Annotated in this window: 20 protein-coding genes and 1 riboswitch; of the genes, 14 read left to right on the forward strand and 6 right to left on the reverse strand. The window is 47.2% G+C overall.

Features of this window, described 5'->3' with window-relative positions:
• The first annotated feature begins 4 nt into the window (after window positions 1-4).
• Window positions 5-1,237, forward strand: coding sequence for an A/G-specific adenine glycosylase (mutY, locus tag ACWGXJ_RS03850; RefSeq protein WP_452566232.1), 1,233 nt, complete (start codon window positions 5-7; stop codon window positions 1,235-1,237).
• A gap of 118 nt (window positions 1,238-1,355) precedes the next feature.
• Here the strand turns inward: mutY and ACWGXJ_RS03855 are convergent, their stop codons facing one another.
• Entirely contained in the window at window positions 1,356-2,177 is an 822-nt protein-coding gene (locus ACWGXJ_RS03855) for an AraC family transcriptional regulator (RefSeq protein WP_250259437.1), read from the reverse strand.
• A 174-nt stretch (window positions 2,178-2,351) separates the two neighbouring features.
• Here ACWGXJ_RS03855 and ACWGXJ_RS03860 point away from each other — a divergent pair, with 174 nt between their 5' ends.
• A complete protein-coding gene (locus ACWGXJ_RS03860; RefSeq protein WP_452566233.1) occupies window positions 2,352-4,544 on the forward strand; it encodes an alpha-galactosidase in 2,193 nt (730 codons plus the stop codon).
• A gap of 24 nt (window positions 4,545-4,568) precedes the next feature.
• Window positions 4,569-6,002, forward strand: a complete 1,434-nt coding sequence (locus tag ACWGXJ_RS03865; protein WP_452566234.1) for a PTS transporter subunit EIIC — start codon at window positions 4,569-4,571, stop codon at window positions 6,000-6,002.
• 194 nt (window positions 6,003-6,196) lie between these two features.
• Here the strand turns inward: ACWGXJ_RS03865 and ACWGXJ_RS03870 are convergent, their stop codons facing one another.
• Both ACWGXJ_RS03870 and ACWGXJ_RS03875 read right to left on the reverse strand, forming a co-directional pair.
• The gene (locus tag ACWGXJ_RS03870; protein ID WP_452566235.1) at window positions 6,197-6,688 is read right to left on the reverse strand and encodes a DinB family protein; all 492 of its coding nucleotides are present in this window, start codon (window positions 6,686-6,688) and stop codon (window positions 6,197-6,199) included.
• A 134-nt stretch (window positions 6,689-6,822) separates the two neighbouring features.
• Window positions 6,823-7,437 (reverse strand): superoxide dismutase, encoded by a 615-nt coding sequence (locus tag ACWGXJ_RS03875; protein ID WP_023986992.1) that lies wholly within the window; start codon window positions 7,435-7,437, stop codon window positions 6,823-6,825.
• 521 nt (window positions 7,438-7,958) lie between these two features.
• Between ACWGXJ_RS03875 and ACWGXJ_RS03880 the strand changes: the two genes are divergently transcribed.
• From ACWGXJ_RS03880 to ACWGXJ_RS03910, 7 genes are all read left to right on the forward strand, one after another.
• Window positions 7,959-8,384, forward strand: a complete 426-nt coding sequence (locus ACWGXJ_RS03880) for a GNAT family N-acetyltransferase (RefSeq protein WP_069291098.1) — start codon at window positions 7,959-7,961, stop codon at window positions 8,382-8,384.
• Window positions 8,385-8,515: 131 nt separating this feature from the next.
• Entirely contained in the window at window positions 8,516-9,100 is a 585-nt protein-coding gene (gene lepB / locus ACWGXJ_RS03885; protein ID WP_452566236.1) for a signal peptidase I, read from the forward strand.
• 93 nt (window positions 9,101-9,193) lie between these two features.
• Complete coding sequence (gene rnhA / locus ACWGXJ_RS03890) at window positions 9,194-9,631, forward strand: ribonuclease HI (protein ID WP_023986996.1); 438 nt, start codon at window positions 9,194-9,196, stop codon at window positions 9,629-9,631.
• A gap of 95 nt (window positions 9,632-9,726) precedes the next feature.
• Window positions 9,727-11,475: a tRNA epoxyqueuosine(34) reductase QueG gene (gene queG, locus ACWGXJ_RS03895; RefSeq protein WP_452566237.1), complete on the forward strand. Its 1,749-nt coding sequence runs from the start codon at window positions 9,727-9,729 to the stop codon at window positions 11,473-11,475.
• Window positions 11,476-11,580: 105 nt separating this feature from the next.
• Window positions 11,581-11,835 carry a YneF family protein gene (locus ACWGXJ_RS03900; RefSeq protein WP_013308742.1) on the forward strand — a complete coding sequence of 85 codons (255 nt, stop codon included), beginning with the start codon at window positions 11,581-11,583 and terminating at the stop codon, window positions 11,833-11,835.
• 54 nt (window positions 11,836-11,889) lie between these two features.
• Window positions 11,890-12,483 carry a GTP cyclohydrolase I FolE gene (gene folE, locus ACWGXJ_RS03905; protein ID WP_250267441.1) on the forward strand — a complete coding sequence of 198 codons (594 nt, stop codon included), beginning with the start codon at window positions 11,890-11,892 and terminating at the stop codon, window positions 12,481-12,483.
• Between the two features lie 164 nt (window positions 12,484-12,647).
• Complete coding sequence (locus ACWGXJ_RS03910; RefSeq protein ID WP_452566238.1) at window positions 12,648-13,493, forward strand: lipoate--protein ligase family protein; 846 nt, start codon at window positions 12,648-12,650, stop codon at window positions 13,491-13,493.
• 20 nt (window positions 13,494-13,513) lie between these two features.
• Here ACWGXJ_RS03910 and ACWGXJ_RS03915 read toward each other — a convergent pair whose 3' ends face one another.
• Window positions 13,514-14,893, reverse strand: coding sequence for a Fe-Mn family superoxide dismutase (locus ACWGXJ_RS03915; RefSeq protein WP_254351214.1), 1,380 nt, complete (start codon window positions 14,891-14,893; stop codon window positions 13,514-13,516).
• 258 nt (window positions 14,894-15,151) lie between these two features.
• A complete protein-coding gene (locus tag ACWGXJ_RS03920; RefSeq protein ID WP_322162834.1) occupies window positions 15,152-16,189 on the reverse strand; it encodes an alpha/beta hydrolase in 1,038 nt (345 codons plus the stop codon).
• A gap of 298 nt (window positions 16,190-16,487) precedes the next feature.
• On the opposite strand from ACWGXJ_RS03920, the gene ACWGXJ_RS03925 reads away from it, so the two are divergent.
• Together ACWGXJ_RS03925 and thiC are read left to right on the forward strand one after the other, a co-directional pair.
• A complete protein-coding gene (locus ACWGXJ_RS03925) occupies window positions 16,488-17,231 on the forward strand; it encodes an IclR family transcriptional regulator (protein ID WP_061831535.1) in 744 nt (247 codons plus the stop codon).
• 154 nt (window positions 17,232-17,385) lie between these two features.
• Window positions 17,386-17,498, forward strand: a riboswitch (TPP riboswitch).
• Window positions 17,499-17,684: 186 nt separating this feature from the next.
• Window positions 17,685-19,484 (forward strand): phosphomethylpyrimidine synthase ThiC, encoded by a 1,800-nt coding sequence (gene thiC / locus ACWGXJ_RS03930; RefSeq protein WP_452566239.1) that lies wholly within the window; start codon window positions 17,685-17,687, stop codon window positions 19,482-19,484.
• Window positions 19,485-19,605: 121 nt separating this feature from the next.
• On the opposite strand, the gene ACWGXJ_RS03935 is transcribed toward thiC, so the two are convergent.
• On the reverse strand, window positions 19,606-19,758 hold the full coding sequence (locus tag ACWGXJ_RS03935; protein WP_010348453.1) for a hypothetical protein: 153 nt from the start codon (window positions 19,756-19,758) through the stop codon (window positions 19,606-19,608).
• Between the two features lie 506 nt (window positions 19,759-20,264).
• Here ACWGXJ_RS03935 and ACWGXJ_RS03940 point away from each other — a divergent pair.
• Both ACWGXJ_RS03940 and ACWGXJ_RS03945 read left to right on the forward strand, forming a co-directional pair.
• Complete coding sequence (locus ACWGXJ_RS03940) at window positions 20,265-21,101, forward strand: YitT family protein (protein WP_023987004.1); 837 nt, start codon at window positions 20,265-20,267, stop codon at window positions 21,099-21,101.
• Window positions 21,102-21,299: 198 nt separating this feature from the next.
• Complete coding sequence (locus ACWGXJ_RS03945) at window positions 21,300-21,500, forward strand: SdpI family protein (protein WP_302057438.1); 201 nt, start codon at window positions 21,300-21,302, stop codon at window positions 21,498-21,500.
• The last annotated feature ends 17 nt before the right edge of the window (window positions 21,501-21,517 follow it).

Consider the following 21,517-nt stretch of genomic DNA (forward strand, 5'->3'; position numbering starts at 1 on the left):
TGTGATGACTACAAATACATTGGAACAAAAGCGTTATTTCAGCTTTGAACTGTTGAATTGGTATACACGTAACAAGCGCGATTTGCCGTGGCGCCGCCATCGGAATCCTTTTTATATCTGGATCTCGGAAATTATGCTTCAGCAGACGCGTGTGGATACGGTCATTCCGTATTTTAATCGCTTTATTGCACGTTTTCCTACAATTGAAGCGTTGGCGGAAGCACCCGAGGAGGATGTGCTTAAGCTGTGGGAAGGGCTGGGTTATTATTCGCGGGCCCGGAATTTACAAACGGCGGCAAAACAAGTAGTTGAGCTTCACGGCGGGCAGGTGCCGGATGATACACAGGCTGTCGCTGCACTGAAAGGAGTAGGCCCGTATACGACGGGGGCGATTATGAGTATCGCCTTCAATCGACCAGAGCCTGCTGTGGACGGAAATGTGATGCGTGTGCTGTCGCGTTATTTTCTCATTGAAGAGGATATTATGAAGGGCAGCACGCGGGCGCATATGGAAAGTCTGGTACGGGAGCTGATTCCCGAAGGAAGGGCCTCTGATTTTAATCAGGCTCTGATGGAGCTGGGGGCGCTGGTCTGCACGCCGAAGTCGCCTCATTGTCTGACCTGCCCGGTCATGGAGCATTGCTCGGGCAGGTTGGCAGGTCGTGAGGAGACGTTGCCAGTCAAGACCAAGGCGAAGCCGCCGCGGCTGGAGCCGCGTTCCGTAGCCCTCATCGAGGGCAGCGGAGCGAACGCAGGCCGCCTGCTCGTACGGCAGCGCCCGGCCAAGGGCCTGTTGGCCCGCATGTGGGAGCTGCCGCATGAGCTTGCCGGGCCGGAGGGCTACAACGGCCCGGTGCCGGATGAGCCCGCCATGGACCATTTGGCGGCTCATTTGCTGGCAGAGGGCGTGCTTGCGCGCCCGGTGCGGTTTGTACGTGAGGCGGAGCACACGTTCAGCCACATTCACTGGAACCTGCGTGTGTTCCAGTGTGAAGAGGTCGCCGTCCCTGCCGGGGAGGCGGGAGGACATCCGCTGGCTGCCGAACAGCGGGCCAGCTACAGCACCGAAGCGAAGCCGGGTGCGTTGATTGCGCTGGCTGAGCAGGCGGAGCACGCGCATAATGCGCTGCCAGCGGGGTACCGCTGGATCAGCGAAGCGGATATGGCCACCTTGGCGTTTCCAAAGGTGTTCCTCGATCTGATCACCAAATATTATGCAAAGCAAAAAGAGAACTAATTAAGAGAACATGCAGTTAATAAAATAGCGGCAGTATGGACATGAGGTTGATCCATGCTGCCGCTATTTTTCTGTTTTCTTGGAGGAATATGCCTAATTTAGTTGCGAACGAAGCGTGTTATTCCTGGGGATTTTTTCGGTATTCGGATGGAGTCACCTTGTTGACCGTTTTGAACATTTTGGAGAATAGGAGTACATCCTTATACCCTACAGACCGAGCAATATCGCCGATTTTAAGGGAAGTATTTCTTAATAGGGAGCACGATTTTTCAATCCTCAAATGCAATAAAAATTCCTGTGGTGACTTATTTAGTTGCTGTTTAAATAAACGATGCAAATACGAACGGTCAATTGAAATGTACTTGGCAATGTCGCTTACGGTAATGAAGTGTGAATAGTTTTGTTGAATGAAGAGAAGCGCTTCTTTAATATACCGCTGCTGTCTTACCTCAGGGTTGACTTCCTGATTAGGGTAATGTTCAACCATCAGATACAGAAATTCATACAGCTTGGATGCAAGCAGCAGGTCTTTGTTGGATTTCAGTGTAGAAGAAACGACGATACTCTCCATACAGCGGGCAAGGCTGCCCTCTGCTTCAAACCGGAAAATGGGATTGTCCCTATTGATACAGGTCCGGCTTAGATATTCTTTTGCTTGCACCCCATTAAAACCAATCCAGGCATATTCCCATGGGTCGACTTCATCCGCTTCGTAGTAAATTAAAACCTTCGGCTCAATAAAGAAAGCATCGTTTTTCTCCAAATGATAGATTTTATCGTTGACTTTAAAGATCCCTTTTCCCTTTAAAATATAATGCACCATATACCCGCTTCGAATGGCTGGACCATAAGAGTGCTTGCTGGTACAGCTTTCTTTGCCACATGTGTATAAATTGAGATCCAGGTTGTTATAGGAATGATTGGAAAAGTGTGAACTCATTTGGTTTCACCCCTTAATTCATCTCTGCATATTATCACACCGTTTCATATAGAGTCTACATTATTCCATATAATTATTAAAACTATTCAATTATTATTAGGGTGTAAGAAACAAGGAAACAACATAATTTATATTTTTTAAAAATATTACTATTGGCGCTACAAGGGGGTTACTATGGCTATATACATCGATAAAGAGAAGCTTTTATTCCATTTACAAGGCAGCAATACGAGTTATGTCATGCAGGTTATACGAGATGGTTATTTAGCCCATCTGTATTGGGGAAAGAAAATTCAGAACTATCGGGGAAGCAATAAAATCATCTTTATGGATAGAGGATTTTCACCCAATCCCGATGGCTCGGATCGAGCCTTTTCACTGGATACTATCCCGCAAGAATATCCGTCATTTGGAAATAGTGATTTCAGGATTCCTGCGTATCAGCTTCAATTGGAGAATGGTTCTACAGTGACAGATTTTCGCTATAAAGAACATCGGGTTTACCAAGGCAAACCAAAATTGAAAGGGCTTCCTTCTACTTATGCAGAAGATGCTAGCGAAGTAGAAACTCTGGAAATCGTCCTTGAAGACCCATTAATTAATGTAAAGGTTGTACTATCCTATAGCCTATATCAAAAGTGGGATGTCATTACCCGTTCAGTCCGTTTCGATAATGAAGGTCGGCAGCAGCTAAAACTGCTTAAAGCGTTAAGTGCTAGTGTGGATTTTCGTGATGATGAATATGAACTAATTACCTTGTACGGTGCGCATAATAATGAAAAAAATATAGCAAGGCGAAAAATTTTACCTGGAATTCAAATGGTAGACAGCTGCCGTGGAGCTAGCAGCCCTCAACAAGCACCCTTTATGGCACTTGTAAGAGAAGGGACAGATGAAGAACAGGGTGAAGTGTACGCCTTTAACCTGGTGTACAGCGGGAACTTTACGGCCCAGACTCAGGTAGATTCCTATCGGAACACAAGAGTCACGATGGGGATTAATCCTTTTGATTTTACATGGCTGCTTGAACCTGAGGAATCGTTCCAAACGCCTGAAGTGGTCATGGTATACACCGAAAATGGCTTGGGCGGCATGTCGAGAATTTATCATGAATTATACAGGAACAGATTATGTCGTGAGCCTTTTCGTGACAAAGAGCGGCCGATCCTGATTAATAACTGGGAAGCCACTTACTTTAACTTTGATGCCGACAAGATTGAGCAGTTGGCGAAGGAAGCTCAAAGTGTAGGAGTGGAACTGTTTGTATTGGATGATGGGTGGTTTGGAAAACGGGATGATGACAATACTTCATTAGGCGATTGGATGGTGGATCGTCGCAAACTTCCAGATGGATTGCTGGATCTTGCCAACCGCATACGAAATCTGGGTATGGAGTTTGGTTTGTGGTTTGAACCTGAAATGGTATCCATAGACAGCGATTTATACAGAAAGCATCCCGATTGGTGTATCCATGTCCCTGATCGTCCGTATACGTTGGGAAGAAATCAACTGATGTTGGATTTATCAAGGAAGGAAGTGTGTGAGTACATTATTAAGTCGGTTTCCGATATTTTATCGGACGTTCCAATTACTTATGTAAAATGGGACATGAATCGTCACATGACGGATGTGGGTTCGGCAGCCTTGCCACCTGAGAGACAAAGGGAGACTGCGCATCGTTATATCCTGGGACTCTATAATATTATGGAAGAGCTTACATCAAAGTTTCCCCATGTCTTATTTGAGAGCTGTTCTAGTGGAGGAGGCCGTTTTGATGCCGGCATGCTCTATTACATGCCTCAGACCTGGACGAGTGACAATACGGATGCCATTTGCCGACTGAAGATTCAATGGGGAACAAGTCTTGTCTACCCTCCGATTACTATGGGGGCACACGTCTCCACGGTACCCAACCATCAAGTGGGTAGAATAACTCCCTTGGAGACAAGAGGTTATGTCGCCATGGCCGGTAATTTTGGATATGAGCTGGATCTGACGACATTAACCGTTGAGGAAAAAGAAATAGTAAAAAAACAGATAGCTCTATATAAAGAAATTAGATCGCTCATTCAATTTGGGAAGTTTTACAGAATAATTAATCCGTTTGATGAAAATGAAGCCGCATGGAACTTTGTATCGGAAGATCAAACGGAAATGGCGGCCAGCTATTTCAAGGTTTTATCCCAACCCGCAGCCGCGATTAAAACGTTAAAATTCAAAGGTTTGAATCCAGACTACGTTTATAGAAATGTAGAAACCGGTGAGCTATTCGGCGGTGATGAATTAATGCATGTCGGTATAACGCTTGCCAGGGTAAAGCAGGACTTTTTAGGCATGTTCTGGAGATTTGTCAAAGAAGATATCTGATTCAGCTAGAGGAGGTTTTACTAGATGGAAGCAAAAGAAAAGCAGTATAAGCAAATTTCTCAAGAAATTTTAAAATATATGGGTGGTGAAGACAACATTATCGGTGTGGCCCATTGTGCCACCAGATTAAGAATTGTACTTGAGGACAATGAAAAAGCGGAATTAAAAAAGATTGAAGATATTGATCTGGTTAAAGGCGTTTTCATAGCGGGGGATCAACTACAGATCATTTTTGGAGCAGGGTTGGTCAATAATATCTATGCCGTATTTTCCAAACTGACCGGAACGGAAGATATGTCATTAAGTGATGTCAAAACGAAGTCCGCACAAAGGCAAAATCCTTTTCAAAAAGCCATTAAATCGCTGTCAGATGTCTTCATTGAGATCATGCCGGGAATTCTTGCCGCGGCATTGTTAATGGGGATCACCGGTCTATTAGGCCAGAAGGGGCTATTCGGCCCTAAATCGATTGTGGAGATGTATCCAATTTTCCAAGGGATCAATCGCTTTGTTCAAATCGTTTCCACAGGTATTTTCACCATCCTGCCGCTGCTTGTTGTTTATTCTGCAACCAAGAGATATGGCGGCCGTCCGATTCTGGGGCTTGTGCTGGGTGCGATTATGCTTCATCCAGCCTTGGCGGACGCCTTTGAGGTAGCTAAAGGGAGCCAAAATCCGGAATCGATCAGTCTTTTCGGCCTTCCCGTACAGTTGGTTGGATTTCAGGGTGGTATTATTATTGCTCTAATGATGGGATATGTGGTAGCCAAGTTGGATCAGTTTTTTAACAAAAAGATTCCAGACATGATTAAACTATTTTTGGCTCCGTTGCTGACGGTCTTTGTTTCTTCCTTGCTATTGTTTACCATTATCGGTCCTCTTGGGCGAGAGTTGGCTAGTCTGGTCACCGTTTCGCTGCTTTGGATGACGCAAAACCTTGGGATATTCGGTTTTATGTTTTTTGCAGGCATTCAGCAGATCATTGTTATTACAGGCTTACATCATGTTATGGGTGCGGTAGAAGCGCAGCTGTTAACCGATACAGGCAGAAATTTTATCAACCCGTTGGCATCAGTAGCTTTGATGGCTCAAGGGGGCGCCGTTTTGGGGTATATTCTTTTGAATCGCAAAGACACCAAGGTTAAAGAAATGGGTTACTCTGCATTCGGGTCTGTACTTTTTGGAATCTCGGAACCAGCAATCTTTGGGGTCACTTTAAAGTATAAGTTCCCCTTGGTTGCTGGATGCCTCGGAGGAATGATTGCGGGAGCATATGTATATTTAAGCAAGCTGACAGCCATAGGATTCGGAACCACGGCTCTTCCCGGCTTTGCAATTGCCGCGTCAGAGAACCATGGTCATATGAATTATCTGATCGCTCATCTTATTGCCCTGTTATGTGGAGCATTATTTACATTGGCTTACGGTGCTTTCAAGAGTAAGAGGTCAACAGTCTGAACCAAGAGAATATTGATAGGTTGAAAAAACTTAATCAGTTATAATCAAGCTTTTATGAAAACGGTTAAAAGAAGAGAATATTCGTGGAATAGACCAGAGAGTATAGATGAAAAAGTAAAAGAGCCGTTCTCAGTCGTTAAAAACGACCGGGGACGGCTCTGAGTCACATGAATATATTTGTATGTTCGTTAAAGCTAATCGATTCCACTATCGCTTTCAATCAGCCCTTTGCCGATTACATTGGCCGAAACCGGAGGCTTGCCTAGCTCCCGAGACCATATGGACAACTGCCCAATATGGTGGATTTGGTGGGCAATGACATGCCGCATCACCTCGCCCCACGCATCAATTACAATCCTGCCGTCCGGGAGGTGATCTTCGAACCTTTTCCGTTCCAGACCATCATGCCAGGCGAGCACGAACGGCTCGACATCGAGTCGAAACTTTGAATCCAGCTCACGGACTTTGTCGAGCGTATCATAGAGAGAGAAGTCCTCTTGAAAGTCGGGTTTGCCCTGAATCGTTTGAATCCAGCTCCACTCTACATCAACGATATGAAAGAGTGTCTTTAGAATGCCGCCGACTCCCCCGACGCGTTGTTTCAGTAATTCCTCCTGCGACACCTCTTCACACCAGCGGTACCATTGTTCCCGAATCATCCAGTTGTAACGAAAAAAAGTCTGCATTCATCAACCTCCAGAGCTGTATTTGAGAATCATCTCCACCAGTTTACCATGGAATGCCAAAAGGGCTGTCTCATTCGTAGAAAATCTACTTTTGAGACAGCCCTTTATTATAGGATAGAGATGTTGTTACTGGCTTATTTCTTTGCAGCCGCGTAACGTTTGTTTACTTCATCCCAGTTGATTACATTGTAGAATGCTGCAATGTAGTCTGGGCGTTTGTTTTGATATTTCAGGTAGTAAGCATGCTCCCAAACGTCCAGTCCAAGTACCGGAGTCAGACCTTCAGACAGCGGGCTATCCTGATTTGGAGTGCTAGTGATCGCCAGTTTGCCGTCTTTGCCGACAACCAACCAAGCCCAACCGCTACCAAAACGTGTTGTAGCTGCTTTAGTGAAGTCTTCTTTAAATTTGTCGTAGCCGCCCAGCTCGTTGCTGATTGCTTCAGCAATAGCACCTGTCGGTTGTCCGCCGCCGTTAGGACCGATAACTTCCCAGAACAGGCTGTGGTTGTGGTGTCCACCACCGTTGTTGCGAACCGCAGTGCGGATGCTTTCAGGAACGCTGTCCAGATTGGAGATCAGATCCTCCAGGCTTTTGCTTTGCAGTTCAGGAGCGCTCTCCAGAGCTGCGTTTAAGTTCGTTACATATGTGTTATGGTGACGATCATGGTGAATTTCTACTGTCAGTGCATCAATGTGCGGTTCCAGTGCGTCTTTTGCGTAAGGAAGTTCTGGTAATTGAAATGCCATAGTAAAATCCCTCCTGGTTATATGGTTGGGTAAGTGTTCCTATGTAATAATACCCTCGATAGTTATATTAAACCGCATTCAGCCTATTTTATCAACATTTTTGTTTGTAAAATAGCAAACTGGGCAATACGGCCTGGTAGCTAGCATGTCCAAAAACCCGATTGGAATACACAATACATAGGTAATAAGAGGTAAATTGTGAACTTTAAAATGTAAACGCTTTATATACAGCGCTTACATGAGAAAAAGGGATGTATTCCGTCAAAAAGTATGGTTTAATGGTCAAGGAAGCAGAAATTTCGGCTTTTTTGTCGTCTGCTATAATCTGTCATGTCTATGACATGACGAACTTGAGGGCATACACCCTTTTCCTGTTCTTCATTTCATATATAGCAGATCGTATGCATTTTTATCATAATGCCTTGTGATTAACACCATGATAAGAAATTTAAGGATTTATGTAAAAATGACGGTGCTGTCTCAATTTTTTTATTATGCTTACGAAAAGGGAGATATTACTTATGCACGTTCGTTCCTTTCAATTAAGTGATGTGAACTCAGTAACGGAACTCATGCAAATTGCCTTGTCAGAGGAGTGCTACAAAGAGACGGTGAGTGCGTTTGCCCGTCAGCTTTCGTGGGATTCCGGTTTGATCATCGTTGCAGAAGAAGAGGGAGAGATCGTTGGTGCTTTGATCGGCACGATGGATCAGAATGATGGTTGTTACTATCGTATCGCTATTCACCCGGATCGTCGTCGGATGGGAATCGGCAAATCGCTTGTGGAGTCCATGGAGCAGCGTTTTCAGCAACGTAAGGTTAGCCGTATTTGGGTAGCAGGGGACAAGCATAACAGTGCGGCCATGCCTTTGTACGAAGCGATGGGCTATGGAGCAAGCCAGATTTTACAGGCTTTTCAGAAGCTGAGTATTTTGGCGCCTCATTAATCGGGAATCGAAATAAAGAGAATTGAATAACATTAAGTATAATATTTACATTTAGAGCATATCTGAGTAACCGTTGCAATCGGGTACGGGATATGCTTTTCTATTTATAACAGGGTTGAGGAGGTTTAATTATGGACGCTTTGGCTCCTTCGTCAGGCCCGCTTCCCTCGCCGGAAACGTCCAAACAAGCAGGCCGCTCTGGTTACATACGCGATTGGTTAGTCACTCTGCTGATCGCCATGGTCGTCTTGCTGCTTCTAAACCTGTTCGTATTTAACTTGTCCACGGTCAGAGGACATTCGATGCAGCCGACGCTAATGGAAAGCCAGCATTTGTTCGTTAACAAGCTGATTTATAATTTTCATGATCCGGGCAGGGGGGACATTGTGATTTTAAAAGATCCCGATTCCAAGCTGTCGAGCCCAAGATTTTTAGTGAAGAGAGTCATAGGTATTCCCGGAGATGTCATCCGAGTTGAACATAATCAATTGTATGTGAACGGTGAACTACTAAATGAACCTTACACCAACTCTGACGTGGAGGATGGTGATTATGGTCCTTTTACGGTGGAGCCGGAGCACTTTTTTGTCATGGGGGATAATCGCCATATTGCAGCAAGCAAGGATAGCCGCTATTTTGGCAGCATTAAATCTCAAGATTTACTGGGACGTGCAGAATTTATATTTTGGCCGATATCTGAGTGGAAATGGCTATAGAGCAACTATAGTCTGAAATCAATGCGGAACACGTCCAAACCGATCAGGACCATGACGGATCAGGCGGTTACCGATGAGGAAAGGAAGAGGATGATGAAAGAAGTGATGGTATATACCGACGGTGCTTGTTCGGGAAATCCGGGCCCTGGGGGCTGGGGGATCGTTTTGCTGTATGGGGAGCATCGTAAGGAGCTGTCAGGTGCCGAGAAAATGACGACAAACAACCGTATGGAGATCAAGTCCGTGATTGAAGCGCTAAAGCTGCTCAAGGAGCCTTGCCATGTGAAAGTACACAGTGACTCTGCCTATGTCGTCAATTGCTTTAAACAGGGCTGGATTAAGAATTGGCTTCGTAATGGCTGGCGCAACAGTAAAAATCAGCCAGTGGAGAACAAGGAACTATGGGAAGAACTGTGGGAACTGATGGGTAAGCATGAGGTTGAATATGTGAAGGTTAAAGGGCACAGTGACAACGAACTGAATAATCGCTGTGATTTTCTGGCGACCAGTGCTGTTAAAAATTTACGGTAGCATCTGCTGCTATTTTCTGTTGAAATTTGAGATATGGGAATTTTGCAAATCCTCATATCTGTAATGATAAAAAGTGGAAGAGAGGTGAGTATCGGATGCAACGCGGATTGACTCAGGCGGCTGCCGGAACCGCTTCGACTTGGGCTGCGCTCAAGCAGGAAATTATTGAGGCAGCTCCAGGGCTGGGTATCGACTCCATCGGGTTCGCATCCGCCGACCCCTTTCTGTCTCTAAAAGCTATATTGGAAGAGCATCGTGCGAAAGGCTATGAATCCGGCTTTGAGGAGCCAGATATTGATAAGCGGATCTACCCGGAGCTGTATGGCTCACAGCCTGCATCTCTGATTGCTATTGCGGTGGCGTACCCTTCTAAAATGAAGGACCCGCCGAAGTCGGACAAGGGGAAGTACCGTGGTATTTTGGCGCGTTCAGCCTGGGGGAAAGATTATCATCTGGTACTACGCGAAGCGATGGAAAAGCTTGAGGCTTTTATAAGTGAGCGGGTGCCTGATGCCATATTGAAAAACATGGTGGATACCGGAGAACTGTCGGATCGAGCTGTTGCGGAGCGCGCAGGGATTGGTTTTAGCGGCAAAAATACGATGATGATTTCACCGACGCTGGGATCATGGATTTATCTAGGTGAGCTGTTGACGAACATTCCTTTCCAGCCAGATGAACCGGTAACGGATGGTTGCGGCGAGTGTACCAAATGTTTGGATGCCTGTCCTACGGGCGCGCTTGTGGGTCCTGGGCAGCTGAATGCCCAGCGGTGTGTGTCCTTTTTGACGCAAACGAAGGGCTTTCTGGATGAGGAGTTTATGCGGAAGATAGGGAATCGGCTGTACGGATGTGATACCTGCCAAATGGTATGCCCCAAAAATCGGGGTCTCAACTGGGATCACCATCCCGAGCTTACACCCGATCCTGAAATTGTGAAGCCGTTGCTGCTGCCGTTACTGGATTTGAGCAATCGTGAATTCAAAGACCGATTTGGTCAAAGTGCGGCGGCTTGGCGGGGGAAGAAGCCCATTCAACGCAATGCGGTCATTGGACTGGGCAATTTCAAGGATATCAGTGCGGTGCCCAAATTAACGGAGGTTTTATTGGATGATCCGCGTCCCGAGCTGCGAGGCACGGCGGCGTGGGCTTTGAGTCGAATAGGAGGGGAAAACGCTATGACAGCGATCAAGCAAGCATCAGAGAAGGAACAACATGAGCAAGTACGCGAAATGATCGCGCAAGCGCATTCCAAACTAGAGGAACAAGAGCAGACAGAACAGCAAAAGGCGTCTGAATTATCAAAATCAGAAGTAACGGCCGGGGATTCGCAGAGTCCAACCACCATTTATTATGATGAGATGGAGACACCTGTGGGCACGTTGACGCTGTGCGCTACAGATCGGGGGCTGTGCCGAATAGACTATGGCGTTTTTCATGCGAGGGAAGCACTGCTTCAGCAATGGGCCCGGACATGGATTGGGGAATATGTCTATGTGCAGGAACCTGACAAACTGCGCGAAGCCGCAGATCAACTGCGTGAATATTTTGCGGGAGAACGACGGGAATTTAGTATAGCCTATGATTTGAGAGGGACTCCTTTTCAAGAACAGGTATGGTGTGCACTGCAAAATATTCCGTACGGGCAAAGTGTGTCCTACAAAGATATTGCGGAATCGATCGGCCGAGCCAAGGCGGTACGTGCTGTTGGGGAAGCAAATAATAAAAATCCGTTACCCATCCTGTTTCCATGTCATCGGGTATCGGGTGAAAACGGAAGTTTGGTCGGTTATGCTGGAGGCTTGCCAGTCAAGATGAAGCTGCTGGATTTGGAGAAACAATAAGGACATATGTTTGCAAAAAGTGATTTGCTAGCTGTCCCATGTTTTGCTATGATAGGTTCGTGCAATTCAAGATGTTTCATATAAATATACAGAGGTGACGACTTCGTGGTGTGGAATATTGTCATTCCGATTATTACCCTGATTGCTGGTTTGGTTGGGGGATTTTTCATCGGTGCTTATTATCTTCGTAAACAGCTTGAAAAGATGCAAAACGACCCTGAAACGCTGCAAAAAATGGCCAAACAGATGGGTTACAACCTGAATGGGAAACAAATGCAAAAAGCCCAGCAGATGATGAAGAACCAACAGTTCTCCAAAAATCAGCCTGGTCCGCGTAAAAATCAGGGCCGTCGGAAATAATGAGCAACGTGAGCACGGATGCCGCATGAGGTTGCTGCATAGAGGAGGATTACTGTGGCTGGCGTAAAAGATTATATTAACCGCAAAGCTGCGGATAACCGGGATAAAATCGAGTACCATGTGGAGCAGATTTTAGAACTGATCGGTGAGGACCCCAAGCGTGAAGGGTTGTTGGAAACACCGGCACGCGTTGCGCGCATGTATGAGGAAATATTTGCGGGTTATGAGGTTGATCCCCGGGATGCGCTGGGTGTGACATTTGACGAGAATCACGAGGAGCTTGTCATCGTGAAGGACATCGTTTATTACAGCCAGTGTGAGCACCATATGGCTCCTTTCTTCGGAAAAGTGCATATCGGCTATGTACCCAGCGGCAAAATTGTAGGACTGAGCAAGCTTGCACGTCTGGTAGAGGCAGTGACCCGCCGATTGCAGGTACAGGAGCGTATTACATCACAGATCGCTGATATTTTAAATGAAGCAGTCTCCGCTCACGGGGTTATGGTGGTCGTGGAAGGCGAGCACCTGTGCATGTGTGCAAGAGGTGTCAAAAAGCCTGGTAGCAAAACGGTAACGTCTGCGGTACGTGGTACGTTTCGTGATGATGCAGCGCAGCGCGCAGAATTTCTGTCGCTGCTCAAGGATTGATCGAACATCGCAAGACGTTTATGTGATGAACAAAAAAAGGGTGGTTTACGCATAGGCGTAGCCACCTTTTTTTGTTAACATCAGAAATAGAGACGACGGGATAGCCGCCTTAAAATTACGATAGCCTATGGATAACAGTTATTTTTATAGATAGGGGATAACGTATGGAGAATGTACATAGATCAACAGAAAAAACAACAGCTTTGCCTGAGTTACAGTGGTTTGAAGCGCCACTCGCGGCCACTCAGGAGGACGTTTTGTCTCCGCTGGCTTGGGAGGAGCTGGCCTGTCGGCAAGTAGGGAAAGGAGCTGCACCCATTTTGCATCTATGGCGGCATCCGTCAGCGCTTGTGATCGGTCACCGGGACCGCAGGCTTCCCTACGCCCCACAGGCGATGGAGCGAGTGCGCAGTGCGGGAACCTCGGTATGCGTACGCCCCTCGGGTGGAGCAGCCGTCATGCTGGACAGGGGGGTGCTGAACCTGTCCTTGATCCTGCCGAATCCACAGCGGGCCATCAGCCTGCATGAGGATTTTCGGCTCATGGCAGCGCTAATTGCCGATGCGCTGGTTCCGTGGTCTGGCGAGGCGAAGACCGGAGAAATCCCCGGGTCCTTCTGTCCCGGGGATTACGATGTCAGCGTCCGAGGCCGCAAGTTTTGCGGCATTGCACAGCGGCGCCAAGCCAAGGCGTATATCATCACAGCCTTCGTGATGATTGAGGGCAGTGGTGTAGAGCGTGCACAGGCGGTGCAGCAGTTTTATACAGAGGCAGCCGGAGACACGCCGGCGGGCGTGCAGCAGCAGGATTACCCCCGGGTGAATCCAGCAACGATGGGTAGCCTGGCAGAGCTGGCTGGAGTGCCGTCTGTTGAGGCGTACACGGCATCTCTGCGCCGTGTCGTTGAGAGCCGGACAGCCGTTTTACCTGCCGCTGGCTGGCTGGTACAACCGGAAGGATTGACCGAACAAATGGCAGCACTCAGAGAGCGATACGATTTGCAGGTGTAGTTTTTCTTTAGCTTAGAAGCTTAGAAGGGTTGCCATCTCAGTTTGGAGGCTTGGGTATAGCGCTCTGCAACCTCTGGCCAGTTAACGACATGCCACCAATCTTCAATGTATTTGTTGCGTTCGGCCTGATGCTTTAAGTAATATGCATGTTCCCATACATCTAGCGCTAGCAGCGGAATGGACTCCCATTGAGTCAGATTCTGGTGCTTTTCGGCCTGCAAAATTTCAAGTCGTCCCGCGCGTGGACTCCATACCAGGATAGCCCAGCCGCCACCCTCGACCTTTTCGGCTGCTGAACTGAATTGCTTTTTGAATGCATCGTAGCTGCCAAAATCCTTTTTAATCTGTTCAGCCAGCGGTCCGCTTGGGTTTCCACCACCTTGTGGACTCATGATCGTCCAAAAAAGAGTATGCAGATAATGGCCTGCGCCGTTGAATGCCAGTTCCCGTTCCCAATGCTTTACGAGGTCAAAATCACCTGTTTTTCGAGCTTCTTCCAGCTTCTTTTCCGCTTTATTCAGGTCATTCACATAGCTCAAATGATGCTTGTTATGGTGAATACGCATTGTTTTCTCATCAATATACGGTTCAAGCGCATTATAGGGGTAAGGGAGCGGCGGTAGCCGATGTCCCCCAATAGGAACCGACCGGCCGATTGTGGTTTTTTCCGTTGCCGAAGGTTGCGCCTGGCTGGACTTGACGCCTTTAGTCGTCCATGCGCCTTCTCCCCTTATGTCTGCCTGCCGTTCTCGAAGTTCTTCCTCTGGGTAATTCTCACCCTCTGTAGCTACATGATACAACCTAGCAGCCCTTGCGATGGAGCCAGGTTCCTGAAAGGGGGTTGTCGAGATCAGGAAATATTGGCTTTCATGTGCCGCGTGTAATACAACTCCGGCGGATTTTGGTTGCTGACGCAATGCATGACTGTGCTCGCTTAGCAGCCCGAGCTGCCGTACATACTCCTGTGACTGACGGTTTGCGGTTTGCAGCAAATCGTCCAGTCGACGATTTAATTCTTGTGAGTCAAGCTGAGAGTTTGAGGCTGACTCTGACAATGGCATTTTTACAGATGATGATGTGTCTAATCCCCTTGACTGTTTAGAATGTTCAGTGAATTCGTGTGTATGTGCTTGTGGAGCAGCTGACATCTGTTTCCATTCCTGATGCCACGCCTGATCTGCCGGATCGAGTGCGCTCCGTTGCTCTTCAAGCAACTCTATGGCGGTGCGTTCCGTCTGTTCGAATACAGTCCGCCAATCATCCAGCAGCCGTACATAAGTAGGCTCCAGTCCCTCGGTAGCGGATTTAATCACTTCCACATGCCAACTTTCCTGCTGCTTCCAATGCCGAATTTCCTCCAGCACACGTAAGGGCAGGAAAGACCCATAAGTACTCAGCATCGTTTTTTACCTCCCGTATCCCACTATGGCTATCCGGCCGATCTGGTAGATCTGCCCTGGATGCATACGTACCCAGTATATTCGCTGTCCCATCAGGAATATGTCTATGAACTCCCTTAATCCGGTCACATCTGTTAGGTAAAACAATGAATACCCATGGAACACGAAAAAGAAGCCCAGCTACGGCACGGGTTAAGTGTCCATAGACAGGCTTCTTCAAGGGGAAGAATAGAATATAGTTCTTCGAAAAATAATTTTTTACTTCATATTCGTTTGTTTGTGGGCATCAGCGGTGGTTTTCTTGTCCTCCAGCTCCTGTACACTGCTTAGAAACGTCGATACCCGTCGCAAATATTCACGAGGGTGCTCTCTGAAAATAAGCTCATGTATCCCGTTTTTAACAATCCATACACTGGAAAGCGGGTTGGTTTGATTGGCAGCGAGCTTTTCTGCAATAGGATAAGGAGCTTTTTCATCCTGTGTACCATGCACAAACATGATTGGGAACGGGTAGTTTTCCTTTTTAACCTCCTGATATGGAATCTGGTGCAAGCTGGTACCGTTCAAAACTGGAAACAACAACTCCAGAATTTCCAAAGACGGATGCCTTGGCAGATTAATTTGATTGTGAATGTTATGGTACAGCGTATCCGGTTCCAGCAGGAAGGTGCTGTCCAAAATCATTGCGTCCACATCCTTGGTTTGCAAACCCGCCTGAAGAGCGGTGCCTGCTCCCATGGAGAAGCCCCATACGATAATTTCCGACGAGCCGCGTTGCTTCGCAAGCTGAATTGCTCCGAGGAGCTGTTGGGATTCTGCTTTGCCTCCGGTTGCGACTGCTTTGCTGTTTTGTGACGCAAATCCATAATCGAACATGACCACATTAAAGTTCAAACTGTGGGCATAATGCGCCAGATCATACATGGGAATCCAGCTTTCTTCGCGGTTAGCCCCATAACCATGGCTGAAAATAATCGTTTTCCGCGATTGATCCGCCGGGATATACCAGCCTTGTACCATGCGGCTACCATCCTTGGCAGGGAAGCTGACTTCCTCATAAGGCATGCTTTTGGCCTGCATCGGATTAGAGTACAGTGGTGCAACGGTGGGATTCGTAAGTACCCATGCGATGTAAGCATGCAAGGCAATAAAACAAAACAACAGAAAAAAAACGACCGACAGCAGCAGAGCAATCACAACGTGCTTGAACCGCAGCAGACGGGGATTAAAGAGTGGGGTGGACGGCTCCTGAACAGCGGTCTGTAGCTGAGCGTTGCGCTGGGATGTCGAAATCATGTAAGAGCCTCCTTATATAAAATTGATCTTCGTTTCATAGAATTTAGGTATAATTCCACTTGAAAATAGTAGTGTAGATCCGTATAGATACCTATTATCGTATGATGGGGATTATCCAAAGTCAACGCCTGAACCGGAAAAGTAAAAATGATGCAAAGAATTGTCGATGTTTGTTCTCGTTCTGTAATATGGTTGTCACAAAAACATCGGTTTACAGTAGCCGCGACTATTCTATATAATTTATGTAACCATGTTTCATAGTGTGAAACGAATATGGATACAAGAGGAGCGGTTCACGATGGAAGACCGTAAATTAACCGTTCGCGCTGTAGAGCGTGCACTTGATATACTGCTGTGTTTTACTGCAAATTCGGATCTTGGCCTGACGGAGATTGCCTCCAAAATTGGTCTACATAAAAGCACGGTTCATCGGCTGCTGACTACGTTGGAGGATCGGGGCTTTGTCGTTCGGAATGCCGAAACGGAAAAATATCGACTTGGCTTCCGCATTTGGGAGCTATCCACGCATTTGTCCCAAAGTGACGAGCCGGCGGTGCTGTTACAACCTGCAATGGAAGGACTACGTGACCGTCTGGGGGAGACGGTCAGCTTGTACTTACGGGACGGCAGCATGCGTATTCGCATACAAGCCGTGCAGAGCAATCAGGCGATCCGCAGGGTCGCGCCTGTAGGTGCGCGTATGCCGCTGGCTGTAGGGGCCTCCAGCAAGGTGCTGGCGGCCTTTATGCCGCCGCAGGAGCTGGAAGCCCTGCTAAGCGGGGATGAATGGCCGCCCTCAGTAGACCCGGAGGTCTATAAAGCCCAGCTGCAGGACATTCGCGAGAAGGGCTATGCGACCAGCTATGAAGAACGGGAGCCAGGGGCTGCTGCTGTGGCAGCGCCAATTGTGAACCGGAAGGGACAGGTCACTGCGGCTTTATCTGTATCCGGCCCGGTCAGTCGACTTGCACCCGAGACGCTACATGACTTTGCTCCGATTTTGATCGAAGCGGCGAAGGAAATGGGGCTTATGCTCCCGTAACAAGAATGAACACAGTTGAAGCAAGCAGAGTGATTTGATGGGGAACGTCTCCTTGGTAAAGGGAACCTAAAAGGGTTGCCAAAGCCATAAATTTGAAGTAGTCTGGTAAGGAAGGCGGTATGTTTGTTATATCCGCCTCATGTGAATAAAGTATCACAGTTACTGGGGGAGCCTGTAATGCCGGGCTGAGATGGAATCGTGCAAGATTCCGGACCCTTTGCACCTGATCTGGATCATACCAGCGTAGGGAAGTAATCGGCCATTGAAATGTATACGCGGCTGCTGTCTTCAGTGGCGCATTGGAATGGATTATTCCATATGCGCATTGTCTGAATAGCTGCCTCGTTAGATTAGCCGGTTCCCTGGGGAACCGGCTTTTTTGCATAGATCAGCGCCACCCTGGGAATGGTTCCGGATCGGTGTGTCATTTCATCGAAACGGGAGGAATGGACAATGAAGTCGACAGAAGCAGAAGGAACAAAAAAAGTTGAGGTAGAGAAGACAAGCGGGGAGCAAGCCAGTGGGGTAACGCCCTTTCCAGGAAGCCGTAAGGTATATATTCAAGGCTCGCGGCCGGACATTGCCGTGCCAGAGCGCGAAATTGCTCTTCATCCTACACATACGCCGCAGGGCACGGAGCATCATGAGCCATTGCGTGTATATGATACAAGCGGTCCCATGACCGACGAAGCCTATCAGGTCGATATCCGTCAGGGCCTGCCTCCATTACGGCGAGCTTGGGCCCTGGAACGGGGCGATGTGGAGGCTTACGAGGGACGCGCCGTCCAGCCGGAGGATAATGGACTGAAACCTGGCTCCAAACGGGAGACAGTGGAATTTCCCGGCGTGACCAATCGTCCGCTTCGTGCTTCGCAAGGGCGTACAGTGACGCAAATGCATTATGCGCGGCAAGGGATTATTACGCCCGAAATGGAATTTGCGGCGATCCGTGAAGGGGTGGAGCCTGAGTTTGTACGGCAGGAATTGGCGGCTGGACGAGCCATTTTGCCTTCGAATATCAATCACCCGGAAAGTGAGCCAATGGTCATTGGGCGTCATTTTCACGTGAAGATCAATGCGAACATTGGTAATTCTGCGGTTACCTCCTCCATCGAGGAGGAAGTGGAGAAAATGACTTGGGCTGTGCGTTGGGGCTCGGATACGGTTATGGACCTGTCCACAGGCCATAATATCCATACAACACGTGAATGGATCATTCGGAATTCTCCTGTACCGATTGGGACTGTGCCGCTGTATCAGGCACTTGAAAAGGTGAACGGTGAAGCAGAGGCGCTGACGTGGGAGTTGTATCGCGATACGCTGATTGAGCAGGCGGAGCAGGGAGTGGACTATTTTACAATTCATGCGGGTGTATTGCTGCGGTATATTCCGATGACGGCGAATAGAATGACGGGAATTGTGTCCCGGGGTGGGTCAATCATGGCAGCCTGGTGCCTTGCGCACCATCAGGAGAATTTTTTGTATACACATTTTGAAGAAATTTGCGAAATTATGAAAGCCTATGATGTGGCCTTTTCTCTCGGGGATGGTCTACGTCCGGGTAGTATCTATGATGCGAATGATGAAGCACAGTTTGCAGAGCTGGAAACGTTGGGCGAGCTAACGCAAATCGCATGGAAGCATGATGTTCAGGTCATGATTGAAGGGCCGGGACATGTCCCTATGCATAAAATCAAAGAGAATGTGGATTTACAAATGGAGATTTGTAAGGAAGCTCCTTTCTATACCTTGGGACCGCTCACGACGGATATTGCCCCTGGATATGATCATATTACCTCAGCCATCGGGGCGGCGATGATCGGTTGGTTCGGGACGTCCATGCTGTGTTATGTTACGCCTAAGGAGCATTTGGGTCTGCCCAACAAGGATGATGTCCGTGAGGGTGTCATTACCTACAAAATTGCGGCACATGCTGCCGATCTGGCCAAGGGGCATCCACGGGCGCAGCAGCGGGATGATGCTTTGTCCAAGGCGCGCTTTGAGTTCCGCTGGCGGGATCAGTTCAATCTGTCGCTTGATCCCGAGCGTGCCTTATCCTACCATGATGAAACGCTACCGGCAGAGGGCGCCAAGGAAGCACATTTTTGCTCAATGTGCGGCCCTAAATTTTGTAGTATGCGTATCACTCAGGACATTCGCGCCTATGCAGCGGATAAGGGGCTGGACACTCAAGAAGCAGTAGCCGCGGGGATGCGCGAGAAGGCAGAGCAGTATCGGGATGGAGGTCAGTAAAACGAACGTGGGAGTTTAGGGACAAATGAATTAAAAAAGCCGTGGTTCTCTACAGTCGATGTAGGAAACTACGGCTTTTTAGCATATGTAAAGCGGATCATGCAACCGGATAAACGGCGCCTTATTTTTTACCCATTTTTTCATTTAAAATATCCTGAAAGCTGAGCTTCTTTTCCGAGCTATCTTCTTTCTTCTGCATACTCACCGCGTTGGCACGTTGGTATTGGTGGTGAAAGGGCATCAGGGTGTGGACGGTTAAGTTCATTGTATTCATGTAGGTCATTCCTCCAATTCCATATTGTCAAATTCAGATTGAGTTGCTTAGGACGTCTGTATAGGACTATTTGTATGTACTTGATGTCGTAATGCTATGTAGGTTGCTTGGTAATGTTTCAATCATTATACCCACATTTTTTCAAAGTAAAACGCTTTTGACATAAAACAGGAAGATGGTCATATGTGTCCAAAATGTTGATTAGGAGGATGGTCGTTTTAGAGGAAAATGTGCCTAGGTCTAAAACAAGGGCTAGAGGCCCGTTTTCTTAGTTTAGCAGTCGGGATTGTGTTATTTTGTCGAATAACCTTGTAAAAGGACAATTTTGCGGAATCCAAGTCAGGATTGAGGCAGTCTGGTGGCGAATTAAAGTGTCAAAGTTGTATTGACTTTATGTTTGGTAGTAGATACCATGAACTGGTTGTCAGCGTATTTTGACAACAAGAGTCAGCCAATCCATCTGGCGATTCATCCTTTGAAATGTTAGAGGGAGGATTAGAGCATATATGAAAAAAAGTATTGCAGACATTGCATTTATTATTCTGGGTGCGTTTTTTTTCGCGCTAGCTGTTAATCTGTTTGTGATCCCGAATGAATTTGGCGAGGGGGGCGTTACAGGGGTCACGATCATCCTGTACTACCTGTTTCAGTGGTCTCCCTCGATCGTCAATCTGGTGATTAATGGTTTGCTGCTGATTGTCGGATATAAATTTTTGGACAAGAGAACGACCCTGTACACTATAATTGCGGTCGCTTTTAACTCGCTGTTTTTACATTTAACGGTCAACTGGCGGATTGATTCGCATGAACCGACGATTAATGCTGTATTTGCCGGAGTTTTGGTGGGGGTCGGCATTGGCTTAATCGTACGGGTAGGTGGCACAACGGCAGGAACGGTCATTTTAGCCCGGATTGCCAACAAGTATCTGGATTGGAATATCAGCTATGGCCTGCTGTTTTTTGATTTGATTGTCGCGTTCTCTTCTTATTTTATTATTGGTCCAGAAAAATTGATGCTAACTATCGTTATTTTGTACGTTGGTACGAAGGTGATGGACTTCATGATCGAAGGACTGAACCCGAAAAAAGCAGTCATGATCATTTCGGAGCACCAAGATAAAATTGCCGAGATGGTCATTACGAAAATGGATCGTGGAGTTACCGTGCTGTCAGGCCACGGATATTACACTAAAAATCCAAAAGAAGTGCTGTATATCGTCATTAGTAAACAAGAGGTGTCAGCGCTTAAAAAGATAGTGAAAGCCATCGACACAGCAGCGTTTATCACCATTCATGACGTGCGAGACGTGTTCGGAGAGGGTTTCCTGGATATTTCGAAATAACTCGCGTGCGAAGGTAAGTTTATAGGAGAACACAGTTGGAAGTCGATCCTGAGAGGATCGGCTTTTTTGCTGTTGTGATGTTTATTTCATTTTTGGTATTGGAAAATATGCATAATAAAGAGGAATCACTCAATTCCTGTTATACGGAGGGTTTGGCGGGATGAAAAATAAGGGTAATTATGACGTAAGTTTCCTTGGCTGCTTTCGAATGAAAGCGCTTGGAAGAAAACGCATCGTATCTCTGCTTATATTTGGATAGCCTTTGGCTTAATCGGGATCGCTATAGGATTAGGACAAGAAGTTAATGTGTATATGGTGCTCGTTTCTTGTTTGCCGACGATGATTAGTTTTATTACTTCTCTCTTTCTAAGCCATAGGTATAAAAATATAGACTGCTGATATCTGTATAATGCAGA

The organism is Paenibacillus sp. S33, assembly GCF_053615415.1.

Coding starts and splice junctions, on each gene's coding strand:
- mutY (WP_452566232.1), top strand. CDS start 5: ATGACTACAAATACATTGGAACAAAAGCGTTATTTCAGCTTTGAACTG.
- ACWGXJ_RS03855 (WP_250259437.1), bottom strand. CDS start 2,177: ATGAGTTCACACTTTTCCAATCATTCCTATAACAACCTGGATCTCAAT.
- ACWGXJ_RS03860 (WP_452566233.1), top strand. CDS start 2,352: ATGGCTATATACATCGATAAAGAGAAGCTTTTATTCCATTTACAAGGC.
- ACWGXJ_RS03865 (WP_452566234.1), top strand. CDS start 4,569: ATGGAAGCAAAAGAAAAGCAGTATAAGCAAATTTCTCAAGAAATTTTA.
- ACWGXJ_RS03870 (WP_452566235.1), bottom strand. CDS start 6,688: ATGCAGACTTTTTTTCGTTACAACTGGATGATTCGGGAACAATGGTAC.
- ACWGXJ_RS03875 (WP_023986992.1), bottom strand. CDS start 7,437: ATGGCATTTCAATTACCAGAACTTCCTTACGCAAAAGACGCACTGGAA.
- ACWGXJ_RS03880 (WP_069291098.1), top strand. CDS start 7,959: ATGCACGTTCGTTCCTTTCAATTAAGTGATGTGAACTCAGTAACGGAA.
- lepB (WP_452566236.1), top strand. CDS start 8,516: ATGGACGCTTTGGCTCCTTCGTCAGGCCCGCTTCCCTCGCCGGAAACG.
- rnhA (WP_023986996.1), top strand. CDS start 9,194: ATGAAAGAAGTGATGGTATATACCGACGGTGCTTGTTCGGGAAATCCG.
- queG (WP_452566237.1), top strand. CDS start 9,727: ATGCAACGCGGATTGACTCAGGCGGCTGCCGGAACCGCTTCGACTTGG.
- ACWGXJ_RS03910 (WP_452566238.1), top strand. CDS start 12,648: ATGGAGAATGTACATAGATCAACAGAAAAAACAACAGCTTTGCCTGAG.
- ACWGXJ_RS03915 (WP_254351214.1), bottom strand. CDS start 14,893: ATGCTGAGTACTTATGGGTCTTTCCTGCCCTTACGTGTGCTGGAGGAA.
- ACWGXJ_RS03920 (WP_322162834.1), bottom strand. CDS start 16,189: ATGATTTCGACATCCCAGCGCAACGCTCAGCTACAGACCGCTGTTCAG.
- ACWGXJ_RS03925 (WP_061831535.1), top strand. CDS start 16,488: ATGGAAGACCGTAAATTAACCGTTCGCGCTGTAGAGCGTGCACTTGAT.
- thiC (WP_452566239.1), top strand. CDS start 17,685: ATGAAGTCGACAGAAGCAGAAGGAACAAAAAAAGTTGAGGTAGAGAAG.
- ACWGXJ_RS03935 (WP_010348453.1), bottom strand. CDS start 19,758: ATGAATACAATGAACTTAACCGTCCACACCCTGATGCCCTTTCACCAC.
- ACWGXJ_RS03940 (WP_023987004.1), top strand. CDS start 20,265: ATGAAAAAAAGTATTGCAGACATTGCATTTATTATTCTGGGTGCGTTT.